13 protein-coding genes are annotated in these 21,216 nt (G+C 66.6%); 5 read left to right on the forward strand and 8 right to left on the reverse strand.

Features of this window, described 5'->3' with window-relative positions; all coding sequences use genetic code 11:
• Positions 1-12 precede the first annotated feature (12 nt).
• From rlmH to BLT03_RS12205, 5 genes are all read right to left on the reverse strand, one after another.
• Positions 13-480: a 23S rRNA (pseudouridine(1915)-N(3))-methyltransferase RlmH gene (gene rlmH / locus BLT03_RS12185; RefSeq protein WP_054255308.1), complete on the reverse strand. Its 468-nt coding sequence runs from the start codon at positions 478-480 to the stop codon at positions 13-15.
• 29 nt (positions 481-509) lie between these two features.
• Positions 510-1,361, reverse strand: coding sequence for a ribosome silencing factor (gene rsfS, locus BLT03_RS12190; RefSeq protein WP_092743961.1), 852 nt, complete (start codon positions 1,359-1,361; stop codon positions 510-512).
• A 191-nt stretch (positions 1,362-1,552) separates the two neighbouring features.
• Positions 1,553-2,524: an oxygen-dependent coproporphyrinogen oxidase gene (hemF, locus tag BLT03_RS12195; protein WP_245711349.1), complete on the reverse strand. Its 972-nt coding sequence runs from the start codon at positions 2,522-2,524 to the stop codon at positions 1,553-1,555.
• Positions 2,524-3,804, reverse strand: a complete 1,281-nt coding sequence (purD, locus tag BLT03_RS12200) for a phosphoribosylamine--glycine ligase (protein ID WP_092743963.1) — start codon at positions 3,802-3,804, stop codon at positions 2,524-2,526. The genes hemF and purD overlap by 1 nt, the downstream gene beginning before the upstream one ends.
• Before the next feature lie 82 nt (positions 3,805-3,886).
• Positions 3,887-4,606, reverse strand: coding sequence for a YebC/PmpR family DNA-binding transcriptional regulator (locus BLT03_RS12205; protein ID WP_092743965.1), 720 nt, complete (start codon positions 4,604-4,606; stop codon positions 3,887-3,889).
• Between the two features lie 80 nt (positions 4,607-4,686).
• Between BLT03_RS12205 and BLT03_RS12210 the strand changes: the two genes are divergently transcribed.
• Positions 4,687-6,213 carry a helicase HerA-like domain-containing protein gene (locus tag BLT03_RS12210; RefSeq protein ID WP_092743967.1) on the forward strand — a complete coding sequence of 509 codons (1,527 nt, stop codon included), beginning with the start codon at positions 4,687-4,689 and terminating at the stop codon, positions 6,211-6,213.
• A 71-nt stretch (positions 6,214-6,284) separates the two neighbouring features.
• Entirely contained in the window at positions 6,285-6,986 is a 702-nt protein-coding gene (locus BLT03_RS12215; RefSeq protein ID WP_092743969.1) for a glutathione binding-like protein, read from the forward strand.
• Between the two features lie 40 nt (positions 6,987-7,026).
• Here the strand turns inward: BLT03_RS12215 and BLT03_RS12220 are convergent, their stop codons facing one another.
• Both BLT03_RS12220 and BLT03_RS12225 read right to left on the reverse strand, forming a co-directional pair.
• On the reverse strand, positions 7,027-7,794 hold the full coding sequence (locus BLT03_RS12220; protein WP_092743971.1) for an amino acid ABC transporter permease: 768 nt from the start codon (positions 7,792-7,794) through the stop codon (positions 7,027-7,029).
• Between the two features lie 106 nt (positions 7,795-7,900).
• The gene (locus BLT03_RS12225) at positions 7,901-8,668 is read right to left on the reverse strand and encodes a basic amino acid ABC transporter substrate-binding protein (RefSeq protein ID WP_092743973.1); all 768 of its coding nucleotides are present in this window, start codon (positions 8,666-8,668) and stop codon (positions 7,901-7,903) included.
• 151 nt (positions 8,669-8,819) lie between these two features.
• On the opposite strand from BLT03_RS12225, the gene BLT03_RS12230 reads away from it, so the two are divergent.
• The 3 genes from BLT03_RS12230 (at position 8,820) to upp (ending at position 11,584) form a co-directional block, all read left to right on the forward strand.
• Positions 8,820-9,680, forward strand: a complete 861-nt coding sequence (locus tag BLT03_RS12230; protein ID WP_092743975.1) for an enoyl-CoA hydratase-related protein — start codon at positions 8,820-8,822, stop codon at positions 9,678-9,680.
• Positions 9,681-9,861: 181 nt separating this feature from the next.
• Entirely contained in the window at positions 9,862-10,836 is a 975-nt protein-coding gene (locus BLT03_RS12235) for a threo-3-hydroxy-L-aspartate ammonia-lyase (RefSeq protein ID WP_092743978.1), read from the forward strand.
• A 118-nt stretch (positions 10,837-10,954) separates the two neighbouring features.
• Positions 10,955-11,584: a uracil phosphoribosyltransferase gene (gene upp / locus BLT03_RS12240; RefSeq protein WP_092743980.1), complete on the forward strand. Its 630-nt coding sequence runs from the start codon at positions 10,955-10,957 to the stop codon at positions 11,582-11,584.
• Positions 11,585-11,829: 245 nt separating this feature from the next.
• Here upp and BLT03_RS12245 read toward each other — a convergent pair whose 3' ends face one another.
• Complete coding sequence (locus BLT03_RS12245; protein ID WP_245711350.1) at positions 11,830-21,129, reverse strand: putative Ig domain-containing protein; 9,300 nt, start codon at positions 21,127-21,129, stop codon at positions 11,830-11,832.
• Positions 21,130-21,216: the final 87 nt, after the last annotated feature.

Below are 21,216 nucleotides of genomic sequence, written 5' to 3' on the forward strand. Positions count from 1 at the left end.
CGCAACGAGCGCCTACTCGCGGTGGTAAGGATGCCCCGCGTTCACGGACCAGGCCCGGTAGAGCTGCTCGATCAGCAGCACGCGCACCATGGCATGCGGCAGGGTCAGATCGGACAGGCGGATGCGTTCGTGCGCCGCTTGTCGAAACGCCGGGTCCAGCCCATCGGGCCCGCCGATGACGAGTGCCACGTCGTCGCCACCCAGTTGCCAGCCTTTGAGCCGCTCAGCAAGCGCCTTGGTGGTGAGGGATGTGCCGCGCTCGTCCAGGGCCACGACGCGCGTGCCGCGTGGTATGGCCGCCTCGATGCGCTCACGCTCGGCCGCGTAGAGCGTTTCCAGCGTCTTGGAGCCGCGCGGCTCGGTCTTGACGGCCTTGAGCTCGACCTTCAGCTCGGGAGGAAACCGCTTGGCATAGTCGTCGTAGGCCGTCTGGGCCCAGTCGGGCACGCGCTGGCCCACGGCCACGATGAGCAGCTTCATCGATCAGTTCGGCTCAGCGGAAAAACGCTTCAACCCCTGCGCGCTGGCGCCTTCTTGGCGGCCGGGCGCTTGGCGGCAGCGGTCGTCACGGGTGCCGTGCGCGGGGCCGACTTCGGAGCCGCGGATGCGGAAGAGCGGCCTGCGGTTTTCTTCGCTGCCGGCTTGCCTGCGGGCTTCTTGGCGATCGGCTTGACGATCAATGTCTTGATGGGCGCCTTGGCCACGGTCTTCGCAGGGGTGGCCTGCTTCGCGGTGGTGCGGGTCGCCGTCTTTGCGGTGGTCTTCGCAGCGGTCTTCACCGGGCTCTTGGCCGACGTCTTGGCAGAGGTTTTCGCGGGGGCCTTGGCACCGGGCCGTTGTGGTGCCTGCGCCGGCGCCTTGGCGGCCACCTTGCTCAGGCCGGGCTTGCGGGCCGGCTGTGCGGGGGCTGCAGCGGCCTTCTTGGCGGCGGCCTTTTTCTTGGCGGTGCCGTCAGCGGCCTCTGGCGCCTTGGGCTTGGCGGCGCCCAGCTTCAGGCGAACGGGGGTGTCGCCCCAGATCTCTTCCAGGCGGTAGTACTGACGGATGGCCGGCTGCATGATGTGCGCCACGGCAGCGCCGCAGTCCACGATGATCCACTCGCCGTTGTCTTCGCCTTCGATGCGGGGCTTGCCGAAGCCCGCTTCACGCACCGCATCGCGCACGCTGGCCGCCAACGCCTTCGTCTGGCGGTTGGAGGTGCCCGACGCCACGATCACGCGCTCGAACAAAGGCGAGAGGTGCTCGGTGTTGAACACCTGGATGTCTTGCGCCTTGACGTCTTCCAGGCCATCGACGATGGCGCGCTGGAGTTTGGTGACGTCTTTCTTGGCGGCGGATTCCGATTTGGAGGTGGTGGTCATCAGGCGTTTGTCTTAGAAGGATGGGGCAATATAGCGTGCAACCCGGGCCTGGGCCAAGGCCGCGGGCCGGGGTGCCGGCTCGGCGTTTGGGTGCACATCAAGGGTGTTTTCGGCCTCTGGCGCTCATGGAATGTGCGCGGGCAGCTATTGAAATTATAGCTTTCGATGTTTTGGAGCGATCCAGCGCCGGCTCACAGCCAGTCGCGCCGCACCAGAAACCGCCGTGTCAGCTCGGCCTCGGGCGACCCGGGAGGGTCTTCGCGCTGGTACGACCAGCCCGCCATGGGCGGCATCGACAGCAGGATCGATTCGGTGCGCCCGCCCGACTGCAGGCCGAAATGCGTGCCCCGGTCCCACACCAGGTTGAACTCGACATACCGACCGCGCCGATAGCACTGAAACTCGCGCTGCCGGTCGCCGAACGGGATCGGGTGGCGCTTGTGCACGATGGGCAGATACGCGCCCAGCAGCGCGTCGCCCACCGACTGCACCATGCCCAGGCTGCGCTCGAAGCCCAGCTCTGAAAAATCGTCGAAGAAGATGCCGCCGACGCCACGCTGCTCGTTGCGGTGCTTGAGGTAGAAATACTCGTCGCACCAGCGCTTGAAGCGCAGATACAGCCCTTCGCCGAAAGGGTTGAGCGCATCGCGGCAGGCCCGATGAAAGTGCACGGCGTCTTCCTCGAAGCCGTAGTACGGCGTCAGGTCCATGCCGCCCCCGAACCAGCACACCGGCGGGCCTTCCGCCGGGGCCGCGACGATCATGCGCACGTTCATGTGCACCGTCGGTACGTACGGGTTGACCGGATGGAACACCAGCGACACGCCCATGGCCTCGAACGGTGCCCCGGCCAGTTCGGGCCGGTGCTGCGTGGCCGAAGGCGGCAGCGTGGCGCCCCGCACGTGCGAGAAGCCACAGCCGGCACGCTCGAAAACGCGTCCGCCCTCCAGGATGCGGGTGACTCCGTCGCCCTGCAGCGGCTCACCCGGCGCCTTGCGCCAGGGGTCATTCAGGAAGCGGGCACCGCCACGCGCCACCGGGCCTTCGACCTCTTCCAGCGCCGAAGTGATGCGGCTTTGCAGCCCCTCCAGGTAGGCACGCACGCGGGCGGCGGCATCGGCCGCGTTCATGGTGGACGCCGGGGGCGCTGCGGGTGCCGGCATCAGCTTTTCACCGCGCGATGGCCGATGTCTCGGCGGTACTGCGCGCCATCGAAATGGATGCCACGGGCCACGTCGTACACACGCTGCTGCGCCTGCTTGACGCTGTCCGCCAACACGGTCACGCACAGCACGCGCCCGCCGGTGGTGTGCGGCACACCGTCCTTGAGGGCCGTGCCCGCATGGAACACCATGGCCTCGTCGGCATCCGCCGGCAGGCCGGTGATGGCGTCCCCCTTGCGCGGGTCCTCCGGGTAGCCGTGCGCGGCCATCACCACGCCCAGCGCGGTACGGCGGTCCCACTGCAGTTCGACCTGGTCGAGCTTGCCGTCCACGGCAGCGCCCAGCACATCGACAAAGTCGCTCTTGAGGCGCATCAGGATCGGTTGCGTCTCAGGGTCGCCCATGCGGCAGTTGAATTCGAGCGTCTTGGGATGGCCGGTCGAGTCGATCATCAGGCCGGCGTACAGGAAGCCCGTGTACGGAATGCCGTCCTTTTCCATCCCGCGGATGGTGGGCAGGATGATCTCGCGCATGGCGCGGGCGTGCACGTCGGCCGTGACCACGGGCGCAGGCGAATAAGCGCCCATGCCGCCAGTGTTGGGCCCCTGATCGCCGTCCTTCAGGCGCTTGTGGTCCTGGCTGGTGGCCAGAGCGGTGACGTTCTTGCCGTCGCACAGCACGATGAAGCTGGCTTCCTCGCCCTGCAGGAATGCTTCGATCACGACGCGGGCGCCGCCTTCGTTGTGCGTCACACCGTATTTGTTGTCCACCAGCATGAAGTCGACGGCATCGTGCGCTTCCTGCAGCGACATGGCGACCACCACGCCCTTGCCCGCCGCCAGGCCGTCGGCCTTGATGACGATGGGGGCCCCGAGCCGCTCCACGAAGGCATGGGCCGCCGCGGGGTCGGTGAAGGTGTCGTAGTCCGCCGTGGGAATGCCATGGCGGCGCATGAAGGCCTTGGAAAACGCCTTGGAGCTTTCCAACTGCGCGGCGGCTTTCGTGGGCCCGAAGATGCGCAGCCCGTGCGCGCGGAATTCGTCCACCACGCCGGCCGCCAACGGGGCCTCGGGGCCGACCACCGTCAGGGCGATCTTCTGCTCCTGGGCCCAGGCGCGCAGTTCGCGCACATCGGTGATGGCCACGTTCTCCAGCTTGGAGTTGAGCGCCGTGCCGCCGTTGCCGGGCGCCACATAGACTTTCGTGACCTTGGGAGACTGCGAGAGCTTCCAGGCCATGGCGTGTTCACGGCCGCCGCCACCAATCACTAAAACTTTCATACCGGACTCCGATGGGCCGCTTCGAGGAGGCCGGTGTGTCCGCGGACGGACACGTTTCGATGGCTGAGGTTCAGGCTCATTTTCATAGGGCAGCGTTGTGGTAGACCTCTTGCACGTCGTCCAGGTCTTCCAGCACGTCGAGGAGTTTTTGCATGCGCGCGGCGTCTTCGCCTTCGAGCTCGATGGTGTTTTCGGCGCGCATCGTGACTTCAGCCACTTCGGGCACCAGGCCGGCGGCCTCCAGCGCGTTCTTCACGGCTTCGAAGTCGGCATACGCGGTCAGCACTTCGATGGCGCCGTCTTCGCCGGTCAGCACATCTTCGGCACCGGCTTCGAGAGCCACTTCCATCACGCGGTCCTCATCGGTGCCGGGCGCGAAGATCAGCTGTCCGCAATGCTTGAACTGAAAGGCGACCGAGCCTTCGGTGCCCATGTTGCCGCCATGCTTGCTGAAGGCGTGGCGCACTTCGGCCACGGTGCGCACGCGGTTGTCGGTCATGGTGTCCACGATGATGGCAGCGCCGCCGATGCCGTAACCTTCGTAGCGGATTTCTTCGTAGCTCACGCCCTCGGCGTTGCCGGTGGCCTTGTCGATGTTGTACTTGATGCGGTCAGCCGGCATGTTCGCGGCCTTGGCCTTTTCGATGGCCAGGCGCAGCCGGGGGTTGGCGGAGATATCGCCCCCGCCGGCCCGTGCTGCCACGGTGATCTCACGAATGATCCGGGTCCAGATCTTGCCGCGCTTTTCATCCTGCCGTCCCTTGCGGTGCTGGATGTTTGCCCATTTGCTGTGTCCTGCCACAGGAGTCCTTCTGGTATTGATTTAATCTACTGACCGCGATTTTACTTTTGACGCATTCCCTACTTCCCGCACCCCACGCCATGGCCGAACCTCTTCTCATTGCCAAGCATGGCACCACCGAATGCCATCTGCTTCCCGGCCTGGCCAATCGCCACGGCCTCATCACCGGGGCCACGGGCACGGGCAAGACCGTCACTCTGCAGACCCTGGCCGAGGGCTTCTCGCGCATCGGCGTGCCGGTGTTCATGGCCGACATCAAGGGCGACCTGACCGGCATCAGCCAACCGGGCAGTATCGGCGAGAAGCTGGCGGCCACGCTCAAGGAACGTGAACTCGCCGTGCTCGAACCCCTGGCCTGCCCGACCACGCTGTGGGACGTGTTCGGCGAGCAGGGCCACCCGGTGCGCGCCACGGTCTCCGACATGGGCCCGCTGCTGCTCGGCCGCATGCTGGCGCTGAACGAAACACAGCTGGGCGTGCTCAACCTGGTTTTCAAGATCGCCGACGACAACGGCCTGTTGCTGCTGGACCTGAAGGACCTGCGCTCCATGCTGCAGTACGTGGGCGAAAACGCCAAGGAATTCACCACAGGGTACGGCAATATCAGTGCCGCCAGCGTAGGCGCCATACAACGCGGCCTGCTGCAGATCGAGCAGCAAGGCGGCAACAAATTCTTCGGCGAGCCGATGCTCGACATCAGCGACCTCATGCAAACGGTGGACGGCCACGGGGTCGTCAACATCCTTGCGGCCGACAAGCTGATGAATTCGCCGCGCCTTTATGCCACCTTCCTGTTATGGATGCTGTCGGAGTTGTTCGAGCAATTGCCCGAAATCGGCGACCCCGAGGTTCCCAAGCTCGTTTTCTTCTTTGACGAGGCCCACCTGCTCTTCAACGAGGCCCCCAAGGTGCTCGTGGAGCGCATCGAACTGGTGGTGCGGCTGGTGCGCTCCAAGGGGGTCGGTGTGTACTTCGTCACCCAGAACCCGCTCGACATTCCCGACAGCGTGCTGGCCCAGCTCGGCAACCGGGTGCAGCACGCGTTGCGCGCCTTCACACCGCGCGACCAGAAAGCGGTGAAGGCCACCGCCACCACCATGCGCCAGAAACCGGGCCTGGACATCGAAACCGCCATCACCGAGCTGGCCGTGGGCGAGGCCCTGGTGAGCTTTCTGGATGCCAAGGGCCGGCCCAGCGTGACCGAGCGCGTCTTCGTGCTGCCGCCCGGCAGCCAGCTGGGCCCCATCACGCCCGCGCAGCGCCAGGTGCTGCTGGCCGGCTCGCTGGTGGCCGGGGTGTACGAGAAAACCGTGGACCGCGAATCCGCCTACGAAAAGCTGCAGGGCCGCACTGAAGCCGCAGCGGCTCCGGGCAGCCCGAAGGGTGGCGCCGGCAGTCTGGGGGGCGCAGGCGCCGATGGAGCGGGCGGCGGGCTCATGGGCGGATTGAACGACGTGCTCTTCGGCTCGACCGGCCCCCGCGGCGGCAAGCACGACGGGCTGGTGCAGACCATGGCCAAGTCCGCCGTGCGCACCATGGGCACCTCGCTCGGCAAGGAAATCCTGCGCGGTGTGCTGGGCAGTCTGTTCGGCGGCCGCAAGCGCTGAAGCCTCATCCCGTCACCGATCCCTGCGCCCGGTCCACCACGGCAGGGACACCACAACCCGGAGCTTTTCCCATGATCGACCTGCACTACTGGACCACGCCCAACGGCCACAAGATCACGATGTTCCTAGAAGAGGCCGGCCTGCCCTACCGCGTGCTGCCCGTGAACATCGGCCGCGGCGAACAGTTTCAGCCCGACTTTCTGCGCATTGCGCCCAATAACCGCATCCCGGCCATCGTGGACCACGCTCCGACGGGCGGCGGCGAGCCGATTCCAGTGTTCGAGTCCGGCGCCATCCTGCTGTACCTGGCCGACAAGACCGGCCAGTTCATTCCCCAGGACCTGCGCGGCCGCACCGAAGCACTGCAGTGGCTTTTCTGGCAAATGGGTGGCCTCGGGCCCATGGCGGGGCAGAACCACCACTTCACGCAGTACGCGCCAGAGCCGATCGCCTACGCCATCGATCGCTATGTGAAAGAAACCGCGCGCCTGTACGGCGTGCTGGACAAGCACTTGGCCGATGGCCGCGATTACATCGCCGACCGCTACTCCATCGCCGACATGGCCTGCTACCCGTGGATCGTGCCGCACGAGCGCCAGCGGCAGGACCTGAAGGACTTCCCGCACCTGGCCCAATGGTTCGAGCGCATTCGCGCGCGCCCCGCTACCGTGCGGGCTTATGACCTGGTCAAGAGCATCAACACCGCCCCCACGGTGGATGAAGAAGCGAAGAAGGTCCTGTTCGGCCAGGACGCGAGCACCGTGCGCCGCTGAAGCAGGCGAGCGGCCCACAGGCCACGCCGCCGGCCCGGCCTCAAACCCGGTCGCCGCGGGCCAGGTGGCTTTCCAACTTGCGCAGCGCGCCGGTCAGCGCGAGCGTCATGACCCAATACGCCAGCGCGATGGCCAGATACGGCTCCCAATAGCGTGAATACGCTCCGGCCACGGTGCGGGCGGCATAGGCCATTTCGGCCAGGCCGATGGCAGAAATCAGCGAGGTGTCTTTCAGCAGCGCGATCGCGTTGTTGCCCAGCGGCGGCAGCATGCGGCGAAACGCCTGCGGAAGCACCACGTAGCGCATCACCTGTCCGGGCGTGAAACCCAGCGAGCGCCCGGCATCTGACTGCCCACGCGCGATCGACTGGATGCCCGCGCGAAACACCTCCGAGATGTAGGCCGCGGAATTGAGCGTGAGCGCCACAATGCCCGAGATCAGCGCGCCGTGCTCCTGCTTGAGCGTGCGCGCGAAGTCGCCCGTGACCAGCAGACCCGATGACGGGTGGATGAACAGCGGCATCACCGCGAAGTGCATGAGCAGTATCTGCACGAACAGCGGCGTGCCCCGAAAAAAGCTCACATACACCGTGGAGGGCCAGCGCAGCAGATAGCGGCACACCCAGCTCAACGGGGCATGACGCGCCTGCGCCAGGCGGGCGAGTGCCAGAAACAGGCCCCAGGTGCCGCCCAGCAGCACACACACCACCGTCACTCCCAGCGTCATCCAAGCGCCCTGGATGAACAGGTCTTTGTACTCCACCAGGATGTCCGGCCGGAACCATCCAAACCACTCAACAGGCTCCATGGCCTCTTCCTCTCATACGTCGTCGTGGCGGGCCGCAAGGCGCCCGCAAAAACGGCCGCAGCGCGGCCGTGATGGTGTCTCGATGCCGGTGCGCAGCGCGCCCGACTCAGCGTGGCTTGTACTCCTTGCCAAACCACTTCTTGTAGATCTCGTTGTAGCTGCCATCGGCGCGCACCGCGGCCAGGCCGGCGTTGAGCTTGTCCTGCAGCGCCTTGTCGCCCTTCTTGACGACGATGCCGAAGCCCTCGACGGGGAATGCCGGGTCTTCCACGGTCTTGAGTGCCGCGTTCTGCGCCACGCGGTAGGCGATCACACCGTTGTCGCCGATGGCGGCATCCACACCGCCGCCAGCCAGTTCGGAAATGATGAGGGGCGTGCTTTCGAAGCGGCGGATGTTGGGGCTGGTCTTGCCGAATTCGCGCGAAGCCACGTCGTCGGCCGTGGACGCATTCACCACGGCGATCTTCTTGCCTGCCAGGTCCTTGAGCGAAGTCACGGTGCTGGCCTTGGGCACGGCGATCAGCTGCTGCGCGGCAAAGTACGGCTCGCTGAAGTCGTAGCTCTGGCGGCGCTTGTCGTTGATGGTCACGCCCGAGATCACCAGGTCCACATCGCCGTTGTTCAGCGCGACGAAGATGCCGCTCCAGGGCGTGTTCACCACCTTGATCTTGAGCGACTGCTTCTTGGCGATGGCATTGATGATGTCGATGTCGAAGCCGACGATCTGCTTGTCCTTGTTCTCGAAGGCGAAGGGCGCGTAGGTGGCGCTGGAGGCCACGGTCAGCTCACGGTCCTGCGCTTGCGCGGCCAGGGGAGCGATGAGTGCTGCAGCCAGGCCAAGGCCGAGTGCGAAAAGGCGGCGGGAGATTTGCATGGGGAGAGACAAAAAAGGCCGGAGAAGGCCGGAAACAGGACCCGGAAGTATATCGACCGGCCCGCTCACGCCATGACGATGCGCGCCGTCATGCAGGCACCGTCGCGCAGGTGACGGCGCCCACCGCCGCGCCCGGCCTAGAGTGCGCCGCATGACCGACACCGCCGCCCTCCCCCCGCTCACCTGCTTTTCGCTCACCGTCACGGACCATGTCGCCCACCTGGTGCTGAACCGCCCCGAGGCGCTCAACACCATGCACCCGACGTTCTGGCGCGAGCTGGATGCGGTGCTAGCGTGGCTGCACCGCTCGGGCGAAGCGCGGGCGCTGGTCATCAGCAGCACGGGCAAGCATTTTTCAGCGGGCATGGCACTGGACACGTTCGACGGCGCCATCACCATGGACGACCAGAGCCCGGAAGGCCGGGCCGCCATCTTCGACCTGCTGAGCGACATGCAGGCCACCTTCACGCGCATCGAATCGCTGCGCATTCCGGTGATCGCCGCCATCCACGGCGGCTGCATCGGCGGCGCGGTGGACATGGTGACGGCGGCGTGCATCCGCTACGCCACGCAGGACGCCTTCTTCTGCATCCAGGAAATCAACATCGGCATGGTGGCCGATGTGGGCACGCTGCAGCGCCTGCCCAAGCTGATTCCCCTGGGCATCGTCAAGGAACTGGCCTATACCGGCCGACGCCTGCCTGCCCCCCGTGCGCTGGCCTGCGGGCTGGTCAACGAGGTGTTCGACACGCAGGACGCCATGCTGCGGGCCGCGCTGGCCTGCGCGCGCGAGATCGCCGCCAAGCCGCCGGTCGCCATCTGGGGCACCAAGCAGGCCGTGCACTATGCGCGCGACCATTCGGTGGACGACAGCCTGCGCCAGATGGGTTGGGTGCAAGGAGCGATCTGGAGCAACCGCCACGTGGGCGAATCCGTCGAAGCCATGCGCGCCAAACGCGCGGGGGACTTTCCTGCGCTGGCGCCCCTGCACCGCTTCAGCGAACTGGACTGAGGCGCTCGCGCACCAGCTCTGCACCCCAAGCCGTCCCACCGCATGGGTCGGCTGCATCGATTTCGATAGCTGCCCGCGCTTGATGGGCGTGCGCTGGAGGCACTTTTGATGCTTGACGACCGGCGTGCGGGCTTATGATGCGGGCTCCGTTTCGATCCCGTTACGCAAGGACGCAGCAGCCATGGTCACGCACATCCCGGCCCTTCCCACCTACAACGATGTCGCCGACGCGGCTGCACGGCTCCAGGGGGTGGCGCACCGCACGCCCGTGGTGCGGTCCAGCACGGCGGACCAGCAGTGCGGCGCACAGCTCTTCTTCAAGTGCGAGAACCTGCAGCGCATGGGCGCCTTCAAGTTCCGCGGCGCCTACAACACCCTGGCGCAGTTCGACGACGCGCAGCGCGACCGCGGCGTGCTGGCCTTCTCATCCGGCAACCACGCACAGGCCATCGCCCTCTCGGCCCGGCTGCTCGGCATGCCCGCGCTGATCGTCATGCCCGAAGACGCGCCCGCCGCAAAGATCGCCGCCACGCGCGAATACGGAGCCCAGGTCGTCACCTACAACCGGTTCACCGAAGATCGCGAATCCATCAGCCAGCGGCTCGCCCAGGAACGCGGCATGACGCTCGTGCCGCCCTTCGACCACCCGCACGTCATCGCCGGCCAGGGCACGGCGGCCAAGGAATTGTTCGAAGAGGTGCCCGACCTCGACTACCTTTTCGTCTGCCTGGGTGGTGGTGGGTTGCTCTCGGGCAGCCTGCTGGCGGCCAAGGCGCTCGCGCCCGATTGCCAGGTGATCGGCGTGGAGCCGGCCGCCGGCAACGACGCCCAGCAGTCGCTGCGCGCCGGCCACATCGTGCGCATCGACACGCCCCACACCATTGCCGACGGCGCGCAGACCCAGGCGCTGGGCCACATCACCTTTCCCATCATCCAGCGCGACGTGGCCGACATCGTCACCGCCACCGACGAGCAGCTCGTGCAATCGCTGCGCTTCTTCGCCGAGCGCATGAAGCTCGTCGTCGAGCCCACGGGCGCCCTCGCCTTCGCAGGGGCCGTGCACGGCGGCGTGGAAGTGCGCGGCAAGCGCGTGGGCATCCTGATCAGCGGCGGCAACGTCGACCTCGCCCGCTACGGGCGCTTTCTGGCAGACTGATCCGCGCACTGGCCGTCGATGTGCCGCCCCTGCGCGGCCCACATTGCTCGGCCTAGGCGATGCGCTGGCGCAGACCGTTTTTTCGCTTTTTCACCTTTCCCAACAAGAGACCCAGCCCATGAGCAATGTCCACGTCATCACCCATCCCCTGGTCCAGCACAAGCTGACCCTGATGCGCAAGAAGGACGCCAGCACCAACAGCTTCCGCCGCCTGCTCGGCGAACTCAGCACCTTGATGGCCTACGAGGTCACGCGCGACATGCCGCTGCAGGACGTGCAGATCGAAACCCCGCTGGAAACCATGACCGGCCAGGTCATCGACGGCAAGAAACAGGTGCTGGTGTCCATCCTGCGCGCCGGCAACGGCTTCCTGGACGGCATGCTCAACGTGATCCCCGGCGCCCGCGTGGGCCACATCGGCCTGTACCGCGACCCGCAAACCCTGCAACCGGTCGAGTACTACTTCAAGATGCCCTCCGAAATGCAAGAGCGCGACATCATCGTCGTGGACCCCATGCTCGCCACCGGCAACTCCGCCGCCGCCGCAGTGGACCGTCTCAAGAAGCTGAACCCTCTCTCGATCAAATTCGTCTGCCTGCTGGCCGCACCGGAAGGCGTGGCCACTCTGCAAAAGGCGCACCCGGACGTGCCGATCTACACCGCCGCCATTGACCGTGAGCTGAACGAGCACGGCTACATCCTGCCGGGGCTGGGCGATGCGGGCGACCGGATCTTCGGTACGAAGTAGCCCACCAGTTCGGTTCAGCCATCTGCTGCGCCGCATTGGCGCGTTCATGGCTCAACGGTGGCGCCCGCACGGGAAGGCATCTGTCTTTTGTAAGAAACAGCCTCAATACCGCCGCATTCATTGCCTCTATTGCTATATATTTCATAGCAATAGAGGTTCTCGAAAAGCCCAGCAACTACTGCATCGCTGGCCTGTACGCAATCGTTGAATGCGGCGCAGCCCGGTGATCCGGGCCACGCCAACGCTCACTTCCAATTCGCCGCCAGCACCGACTCCAGCCCGCTCTGGTAGTTGGCCGGCAGAGTCGTCTGCCCTGCTGCGGGCGGCGAGAACGACGCCATGGCCTGCACCAGGTTTTGCACCTGGCTGTTGGTGAGGCTCTTGCCGTCCCCCGCGTCGAAGCGCTCCACCTGGTTCTTGGTACCGGAATACCAGTCGCTCACCGTGAACTTGTCGTTCGTGCCGATGACGCTCACCTCCAGGTGGTTGCCGGACTTGCGGAACCACAGTTGGCGCGACGAGATGTCACTGCCGAACTTCGCGATGTCCTGGTTGCCGCTGGTGCTGTCGTTCTCCTGGATCGTGTCCAACCCGTACCCTCTGCCGAGCCAGTAGGTGTCGTTGCCCAACCCGCCGATCAGCGTGTCGGCCCCGGCCGCGCCGTCCAGGTAGTCCGCACCCGCGCCGCCGGTCAGCGTATTGGCGCCCGCGTTGCCCAGCAGCCGGTTGTTCAGCGCGTTGCCCGTGCCGTTGAGTGCGGAAGATCCCGTCAGCGTCAGGTTCTCCACGTCGCTGCCCAGCGTGTAGGCGATGGAGGACTCCACGGTATCCGTGCCGCCATTGGCCCCTTCCGTCACGGTGTCGCTGGCGTTGTCCACCATATAGACGTCATCGCCTGCGCCACCGCTCATCGCGTCCGCACCCGCGCCGCCGTCCAGCCGGTTGGCCCCGCTGTTGCCCGCCAGGGTGTTGGCCAGGGCATTGCCGGTGCCGTTGATGGCGGCCGTGCCGGTCAGCGTCAGGTTCTCCACATTCGCCGCAAGCGTGTGGGTGATGGAAGACTCCACGGCATCCGTCCCGCCGTTGGCGGCCTCGATCACCGTGTCGCCCGCGTTGTCCACCACGTACACGTCGTTGCCGGCACCGCCGGTCATCGCGTCCGCGCCGGAGCCGCCGTCCAGCCGGTTGGCCCCGCTGTTACCGGTCAGCGTGTTGTTGAGGGCGTTGCCGGTGCCGTTGATAGCGGCCGTGCCGGTCAACGTCAGGTTCTCCACGTTGGCGGCCAAGGCATGGGTGATGGAAGACTCCACGGCATCGGTCCCGCCGTTGGCGGCCTCAGTTACCGTATCGCCCGCGTTGTCCACCACGTACACGTCGTTGCCGGCACCGCCGGTCATCGCGTCCGCGCCGGAGCCGCCGTCCAGCCGGTTCGCACCAGCATTGCCCACGAGCGCGTTAGCGAGCGCATTGCCCGTGCCGCTGATGGCAGCTGTTCCGGTGAGGGTCAGGTTCTCCACGTTCGCTGTTAGGGTATAGGTCACGCTGGACAGTACCGTGTCGGCGCCGGCGTTGGCGGCTTCCACCACCTTGTCTGAAGCGTTGTCCACCACGTACGTGTCGTCACCGCCCAGACCCGTCATCGTGTCAGCGCCCGCGCCACCGTCGAGGGTGTCGTTGCCGCTGGTGCCGGTGAGGGTGTCGTTGCTTGCGGTGCCCGTGATAGTGCCGGACTGCACGGTCAACGGAAGCTTCTGGGAGGCCTTGGCACCCGCCTCGTCCGTCCCGGTGATGGTGATTTCGTAGGTGCCCGCTGGCGCCGAGGTGCTGGAGGAGCGCAGCGTCTTCTTGGCAGCGTCGAACGTCAGCCACGCCGGCAGCGCGGCGCCGGATGACAGGGTGGCGGAATAGGTCAGCACATCGCCCTCGTCCTCATCGACAAACGCGTCGGCCGGCAAGGCAAAGCTCCATGCGGCGCCTTGCTTGAACGACTGCGCGGTGAGCGGGGTCTTGGCCACCGGGGCGTCATTCACGGTCTCCACCCACACATCGAAGCCCAGGCGCGCCGAGGCAGCTGCACGATCGGTGACCACCAGTGCCACGCCCAACGTACCGCCGTCATTGCCCGTCGGCGTGCCGTGGAAGGTCCGCGTGGCGGCATCGAACGAAAGCCAGTCGGGGAGCGGGCCTCCGCCGAAGTGCTGGGCAGTCCACGTCAGGACATCGCCCGCGTCGGCATCGGTGAACGTGCCGGCAGGCACCGTGAACCGCCATTCGGCGTCTTCCGTGGCGCGCTGCTGCGCGATCGCTGCGCCCGCCACGGGCGGCCGGTTGCCCGCGGCGATGTTCAGCGCGAAGCTGCCACTCGCCTGCGCGCCCATCGCATCGGTCGCCGTCACGCGCACGCTCAAAGCGCCCTGATCGGCGGCGGCTGGCGTGCCGCTGAAAGAGAGCCTGGGCGCATCGAACGCCAGCCACCCCGGCAAGGGCTTGCCATCCGCCAGCGTGGCGCTGTACGTCAGCACCTCACCCGCGTCCTCATCCTTGAACGCGCCCGCCGACAGCGTGAAGCTGAACGGCGTGTTCGTGGCGGCCTTGGCCTCGGGCAGCGTCGCCGACAGGACCGGCGCATGGTTCACGGTGTTCGGGTCGGTCATACGCATCAGCGCATCGAAACCCCAGGCAGTGCCGTCGGCGAACTCGATGCTCCGCACCGCGTTGAATTCCTGGTCTCCGTAGAAGCCCTGCACGGTAACCTGGTCGGTGGTGCCGCGGATGGCCACGACCAAGGTATCGCCGACCCGCCGCACGCTGACATCGGAGGCCACGACACCGGTCTTGAAGCGCAGCGCCTGCTGCCGGTCCGCGCTGGCGCGGCCCGTCCATGCCGTGATCACGTCCTGTCCATCGCCCCGGCCGAAACGGAAGACATCGCCTCCGACGAGCGTGTCGTTGCCCGTGCCCCCATCCATCACGTCGCGCCCGGCATAGCTCACCAGGCGGTCATCGCCCGCGCCGCCCAGCAGTTCGTCGTTGTCCCAGCCGCTGGAGTACAAAGAAGCATTGGGGCGGATGGCCGCGTACTGGTCTTCCACCACGTCGTCACCCGCGCCGCCTTCCACGATGTCGTCCTGGAAGGAGCCACTCACGGTGTTGTTGCCGGCGTTGCCCACCAGGTGCACGCCCTGCGCGGGCTGGTTGCCACGCAGTTGCCCGTTGGCCGCGAGCTTTTCCACATTGGCGTAGTCGTCCAGGCGGAACACCTTGCCGCTCGAATGGTAGGCCGCAGCGCCAATCGCCATGACGTCGATGATGACCCGATCCGTGCCGCCGCCGGCCTGCTCGACCACCGCGTCGTCGATCCCCACGTAGTAGGTGTCGTCGCCGCCCTTGCCGGTGAGCACGTTGCGCGCCGTGTTCCGGGACGCGCGGATCTGGTTGGCCTGGTCGTTGCCGGTGGCGTTGATCGCCTGGTCGCCCAGCAGTTCGATGTTCTCCACATGGAGCGGCAGATCGATGGAAATGCGGGAGGAGACCACCGTGTCGTCGAGGGACAACTGGGCCCCGTTGTCCGCGATGCCCGTCTCCACCACCTTGTCACCCAGGCTGTCGAGGACGTAGTAGTCGTCCTCGGCACCGCCGATCAGCGTGTCGTTGCCCAGGCCCCCATCCAGGACGATGCCCCCGAATGTCTTGGAACGGTCACCCATCAGCGTGGCACCGAGGCGCCCCTGGTTCGTCGCGTCAATGGTGTTGTCGCCGGTGTTTCCGCTGAGTTGGAGCCGGGTGTCGTCCGCCCGTCCATCGTAGAGCTGGTAGGAAGGCTGGAATCCGTAGTAGGAATCCAAAGGAGTCACTCGGTTCGAGTTGCTCCAATCGATCAGCACGAGGTTCTCGACGTTCTCGTCCAGCACCCGGTTCTTGGCATCGAGCAGCAGGGTGTCTTTGCCCTCCCCGGCCCGCTCCACGATGACATCCTTGTTGTTGTCATAGGCGCCACCGGCCGCATCCACGTAGATGTCGTCGCCCGCACCGCCCATCAGGCGGTCCACCCCGCCCATGCCGTTGAGCACGTTGTTGCCCGCGTTGCCGGTGATCACGTTGGCGGCGGCGTTGCCGACACCCGCAATGTCCAGCGACCCCGTGAGCGTGAGGTTCTCCACCTCGCCGGGCAGCACGTACGACACGGAACTGTTGACCGTGTCGGTGCCCTGGCCCGATCCTTCGGCGATGGTGTCGGCCACATGGTCCACGGTGAAGGTGTCGTCGCCTGCCGTGCCCTGCATCGCATTGGCCGTGCCGCGGGCGTCCGCCGTGCGGCTCTGGATGTCCTGCAGACTCCAGCGCGCGCCGTCGGCGAACTCGATCCCTTCGATCCCGCCCCCCGCACTGAAGAACCCAGGAATCCACACCTGCCCGCCCCCGGGCAGCACGGCCACCAGGGAGTCCGCCGCAGCGAACGCCGTCGTGCGGCCGGTCAGGTCGGTGGGAGGGCTGGAGGTGCGCACCAGCTTCACGTCCGCCGCGGCGATGCCCGCCCCGAAGCGCAGCGTGTCCGTGCCACTGGTCTCGGTGATCACGTCGCGCCCCTCGCCCTTGCCGACCAGGTACACGTCGTCGCCCAGGCCCCCCGCCAGCGTGTCGTTGCCCATACCACCGACAAGCCGGTCGTCCCGCCAGTCGAAGCCGGTCAACGTGTCCGCGCCCGCGGTGCCCTGGAGCGCGCGCTCACGCAGGTTCTCCAGCGTCCACACGGTGGCGGGGTTGCCCGCGAATCGCACCTCAGTCACGCCGCCCGGCTGCGCGTTGCGCAGCAGGCCCTGCAGCTCCACCGAGACGCGGATCGCGCCGGACACCGGGTCCCGGGCGACCAGCATGGCCGCGCCGTTCACGTGCGTGACGGTCACGTCCTTCGGCGCGATCGAAGCGTCGAACTCCAGCACGTCCTGCGACACGGCATCGTCCTGCACGATCACATGCCGCCCGCCCGGGCCGATACGGAAGGTGTCCGCCCCCTCGCCGCCCGACAGGCGCGAGGTGCCGCTGGTGGAAGCCACCAGCACGTCGTCCCCGGCCTCGCCATAGAGCATGTCGGAACCCATTGCGCTGCCTTCGCCAGCAATCAAGGTGTCGTTGCCGTCTCCTCCCCGCAAAGTGTCGGCGCCTGGACCGCCGTCGAGCACATCGTTTCCTGCGAAACCTTCAATGCTGTCGTTGCCGGCGAGACCGCGCAGCTCGTCGTTCCCCGACGTACCGCGCAAGGCATCATCACCCGCTGTCCCCGAGTTTGCGCGGAGGAACACATCGTCGAAGCCCCAGACCGTCTCGGGCGCGTCTTCGAACACGAAGCGGATGCCGCCTCGGTAGGGCGTCTGCAGATCCATGAAACCTTCGATACGCAGGTCCTGCACGCCTGCGCTGGCGCTGCCTGGCCATGTCACCCAAAGATCCTTGCGGCCCTCGTCGGACAAGCTTTTGAACCCGACCTGGGAAGGCGAGATGCCAGACGCGAAACGGAAGGTCCGGCGGGTGACGTCATTGGAGGCGCCGTCGATGACGCGCGAGCGGCCGGGCGATGCGTCGGACTTGCGCAGAATGACGGTGTCATCCCCAGAGCCGAGCCGGATGACCGCTCCGGCCACATCCACGGTATCGTTTCCTGCGCCCGCATCCACGTAATTGCCCGTGCCCGAAATGCGGTCATCGCCGTCACCGCCGTAGAAGCCGTTTCTCCCTGAGAAATCCCGCAGGACATCGTTGCCTGCATTGCCCAAAAGCGAGTCGTCTCCGGCACCGCCGTCAAGCGTGTCATCGCCCTTGCCGCCCTGCACCGTGTCCTGTCCGCTGAGCGCATCCACCGTCTCTCCGCCAGCGCCGACATAAATCACATCGTCGCCTTGCGTCGCCTGCGACTGCCCGCTGGCCAGAGGCAGGTCGGCCAGTGCCACCACACGGCCGTCCGCGAACTCCAATCGCTCCAGCGGCTCGCTACCGAAGGCGGACCGAACGGTCAACTGCTCGTCCCCATCAACGATGCGCATGATCAGGTCGTCGCCGCCGCGCAGCAGCACCAGGTCGGACAGTGCCAGGCCCGCCTTCAGCCTCAGCACATCGCCCTGGCCGGCGCCCGCCGTGCCCGCGAAATACTGGTCCCGTCCGTCGCCACGGCCGAACAGGACCACGTCGCGCCCTTCTCCCCCGAACACCTCGTCGTTGCCCGCGCCACCGTCCAGCACGTCGTCGCCGCCGTTTCCACGCAGTTCGTCGTCTGCCGCGCCGCCCAGCAGGGTGTCCTTCCAGCCATCCCCCGACAACTGGTCGTTGCCGCCGCCGCCGTCCACCGTCGAATCCGCCAGCACTGTCTGCACCGTGTCGCTCAGATCGGTGGTGCGCGTCGCCGCGGCCACCAATTCGCTCGTGCTCCATTGCGTACCGTCCGAGAACGCCACGGATTCGATGGTGCGGATATCGCCCTGCACCCCGACGACTGCGCCGTCCCCCATGACCAGCACGATCTCAGCACCCACGCGGCGCACCGAAACGTCCTTGGGAGAGACCCCTGTCATGAACTCGATGCGGTCCTTGCCGCCCTCGTCCTGGATGACCTCCTTGCGGCCGGCCTCGATATCCCCGGGCGCGAAGTAATACACGTCATCGCCCAAGCCACCATCGAGCCGATCAGCGCCCGCACCGCCCCACAGCACATCGTTGCCATCGCCGCCAGCCAAGATGTCGTTGTCCGCGCCGCCCATGACCACATCGTTGCCGCCGTCACCGAACAGCTGGTCGTTACCATCGCCACCCTCGATGTGGTCATTGCCCTGGTACTGCGCATCGACCTGGATACGGTCGTACTGGTCGCCGCTGATCAGGTCGTTGCCGACACCGCCCAACAGCACATCGCTCCCACCGCCGCCGAGGATGAAATCATTGCCATCCCCTCCGTCGATGGTGTCCGCCGCGTGGTACTGCCCCGGAATCCACGCCGGGTTGTTGCGGCCCTCGACGAAAGCGCCATCGCCATCGCCATAAAGCTCGTCGCGGCCCTCCCCGCCAAAGATCTGATCTTCGCCAAGGCCACCGACCAAGTGGTCCTGCCCCGCGCCACCCAGCAACGTGTCGTTGCCACGGTGGTCATACGACCTGATCGTCTGGTCCACCAAAAGCTCATCCTCTGCCCAATACAACCCATCGCCGTACATCGTGTCGCCGCCCTCGCCCCCTACCAGCAGATCGTCGCCCTCCATGCCATAGGCAGTGTCATCGCCCGTGCCGCCCAGCAGCACATCGCCCCCCATACCGCCGCGGATCAGGTCGTTGCCGGCGCCGCCATCCACGAAATCCGAACTTCCCGCATCGGCTGCATCATGGTTTTGCGCCGCTTGCCCCGCCCAGACCCCTATTTCGCCAGAACCTACGCTCTCATAGCTCCCGACCATGGCGGAAAACAGTTGGTCATCGCCATCGCCACCTTCGATCGTGTCACTGCCATATCCCGTCAGCACGACATCGTTGCCGGCCCCTGCGACCACATGGTCCTCGTCCTCGTCAGGACGGGGCGCCCAGTTCTCCGCTCCCGGTTGTACCGTCGATTCATAGACACGCCCCACGAAGATGCGGTCGTCGCCCGCCCCGGTCTGCACGATCTGTCCTCCGTCGGAGTCGTTGGCATACACCCACTTGGCCGCATCGTCGGTGCCTTCGTACTGGAGCGATGCTGCCGATTCATACAGCCGTGGCACATCGGCCGCTGCGGCAATCGTCGGGTCGCTCGAGTTCCCGGCCCGCACCACCAGCGAGGTCTTCGCCCCACCCAGCATGGGCACGACCTCCTGCTCCTGGCCCAGAGTCAGGCCGAAGGCCCCCGCCCGGTAGTTGCGCACGGTGACCGTGCCCTGCACGGTCTTGTCCGTGGCCGACGTGTACTTGGTGATACGCACGTCCACGCGATCGCCACTGCCCTTGCCTTGGGGAATTCGCGTGAACAGGAACTGCCCGCTCGCATCCTCCCAGGCATCGTCCGTGCCGTAGCGCCGCAGCACCGCCAGCGGCATGGCCACGCCATCGAACTCCAGCGTGCCCGACCCGTCCGCGTCCCACACGGTGTCGTTGCCGAACTGGCCGTTGAAGCGGTACACGTCCTTGCCCGCGCCGCCTTCCAGATAGTCCCCGCCACCCTTGCCGTCCAGCGTGTCATTGCCCGCGCCTCCGTACAGGTGGTCTTCCAGCGCCCGGCCGACAAACTGGTTGTCCTCGCCATCACCGAAATAGACGTTCCGCGTCGCATTGGTGGTCGCGCCCTGGCGCACCTTGTAGCCGCTGTTCGCGTCTTCGTAGTAGGTGTCCTCCAGATGGTAGGGCGCGGTGGCCCGGGGGCCTTGCTCGGGGATCGGCGTGAGATCGAAGGAATTCAGGTTGGCGATGCCGAATGCGTTCTTGCGCTCCAGCAGCCCCGCACGGTCGGTCAGCCACTGGTCGCTGATGCGCAGGTCTGCGGTGGACTGGCCGGCCGCCAGCGCCTGTTGGTCGCTCTTCCAGTCGGTGTACGCCGCGCCCCAGCGCGCGCCGATGGCGTCCTGCCCCGCCTGGGCATCGGCCATGTGCAGGGCGAAGGGGCTCAGGGTCTGCAAGGCGAGAAAGTCGCCGAAGTCGCTGCGCGCCGAGCGGATGAGCGCCGTGGCCGCGCCGGTGGACGCCAGCGCAAAGGGCTTGTCGAGTTTCAGATCCTCGATGCCTTTCTGGACTTTTTCCAGCACGGCATAGAAGCGGTCGCGCCCGCTGTAGCCGTCCTCGTCCTGGGTGAGCGCCCAGGTGCCGCCCTCCGTATTGCCCTTCAGGCGATCGGCCTTCGCCTGCGTCCCCAGCACGGTGTCGGCCAGGACGTTGACGAGGTTTTCCAGCAGATCGCCTTCGGCCTTGCCCTGGCCAGCGCCAGCCAGCAGGTCGCCGTCCACGCGCTTTTTGTCGGTGGCGGCCTGGTACAGAGCCTTGAAGAGTTCCTTTGCGCTCTCCTGCGTGCGCTGCTCGGGCGGCACCAGCGATAGCAGGGTGTTTTGCAGCGACAGCGAATCGACCAGCAGCACCAGGCTGTGCGTGTCCCCGAAGTCGCGCAGGGCGTACTGGTCCACCAGAAGGTCCGGGCTCTTGAGCGCGATGGCGTCCATCAGGATGCCGCCCCCGATGCCGCCCCGGTACAGAGGCTGGTCCTCGATGCCGATGCGCACGTCCTGCCCGTAGTGCCACTGGCTGTTGGAGACCACGGAGGGACTGGTGTCGCCCACCACGTCGTACTGGTTGGCCAGTTGCCCGCCGTATTGCTTGTCGCCGAAGCCCTGGCCCGCGCCAGCCGCCAGCGAGGCGGAGCGGGTGTGCTGGCCCGCGATCTGCATGGCCAGCCGGTAGTTCAGGTCCAGCCCGGCGATGTCCTGGGCGGTCACTTCCTTGGGCCGCGCACTGGCGCCCTCGCCCGTTCCGCCGGCCACCAGGGTGGTGACTCGCACCGCCTCCTTGGCGATGGCGTCGATCTCGCGCAGGGCGCTTTGCAGCATCTGCGCCTGGGGCCCCAGGGCGCGCGCCTGGCCGCTGACGGGATCGGTGTATTGCGCTTGCAGCCACGTCTGCGCCGAGGCGGCGGT

The sequence above is a fragment of the Paracidovorax valerianellae genome (assembly GCF_900102625.1).
GTDB classification, from domain to species: domain Bacteria; phylum Pseudomonadota; class Gammaproteobacteria; order Burkholderiales; family Burkholderiaceae_C; genus Paracidovorax; species Paracidovorax valerianellae.

Coding starts and splice junctions, on each gene's coding strand:
- purD (WP_092743963.1), bottom strand. CDS start 3,804: ATGAAAGTTTTAGTGATTGGTGGCGGCGGCCGTGAACACGCCATGGCC.
- BLT03_RS12245 (WP_245711350.1), bottom strand. CDS start 21,129: ATGCTGCAAAGCGCCCTGCGCGAGATCGACGCCATCGCCAAGGAGGCG.
- BLT03_RS12230 (WP_092743975.1), top strand. CDS start 8,820: ATGACCGACACCGCCGCCCTCCCCCCGCTCACCTGCTTTTCGCTCACC.
- BLT03_RS12220 (WP_092743971.1), bottom strand. CDS start 7,794: ATGGAGCCTGTTGAGTGGTTTGGATGGTTCCGGCCGGACATCCTGGTG.
- hemF (WP_245711349.1), bottom strand. CDS start 2,524: ATGCCGGCACCCGCAGCGCCCCCGGCGTCCACCATGAACGCGGCCGAT.
- rsfS (WP_092743961.1), bottom strand. CDS start 1,361: ATGACCACCACCTCCAAATCGGAATCCGCCGCCAAGAAAGACGTCACC.
- upp (WP_092743980.1), top strand. CDS start 10,955: ATGAGCAATGTCCACGTCATCACCCATCCCCTGGTCCAGCACAAGCTG.
- BLT03_RS12225 (WP_092743973.1), bottom strand. CDS start 8,668: ATGCAAATCTCCCGCCGCCTTTTCGCACTCGGCCTTGGCCTGGCTGCA.
- BLT03_RS12235 (WP_092743978.1), top strand. CDS start 9,862: ATGGTCACGCACATCCCGGCCCTTCCCACCTACAACGATGTCGCCGAC.
- rlmH (WP_054255308.1), bottom strand. CDS start 480: ATGAAGCTGCTCATCGTGGCCGTGGGCCAGCGCGTGCCCGACTGGGCC.
- BLT03_RS12215 (WP_092743969.1), top strand. CDS start 6,285: ATGATCGACCTGCACTACTGGACCACGCCCAACGGCCACAAGATCACG.
- BLT03_RS12210 (WP_092743967.1), top strand. CDS start 4,687: ATGGCCGAACCTCTTCTCATTGCCAAGCATGGCACCACCGAATGCCAT.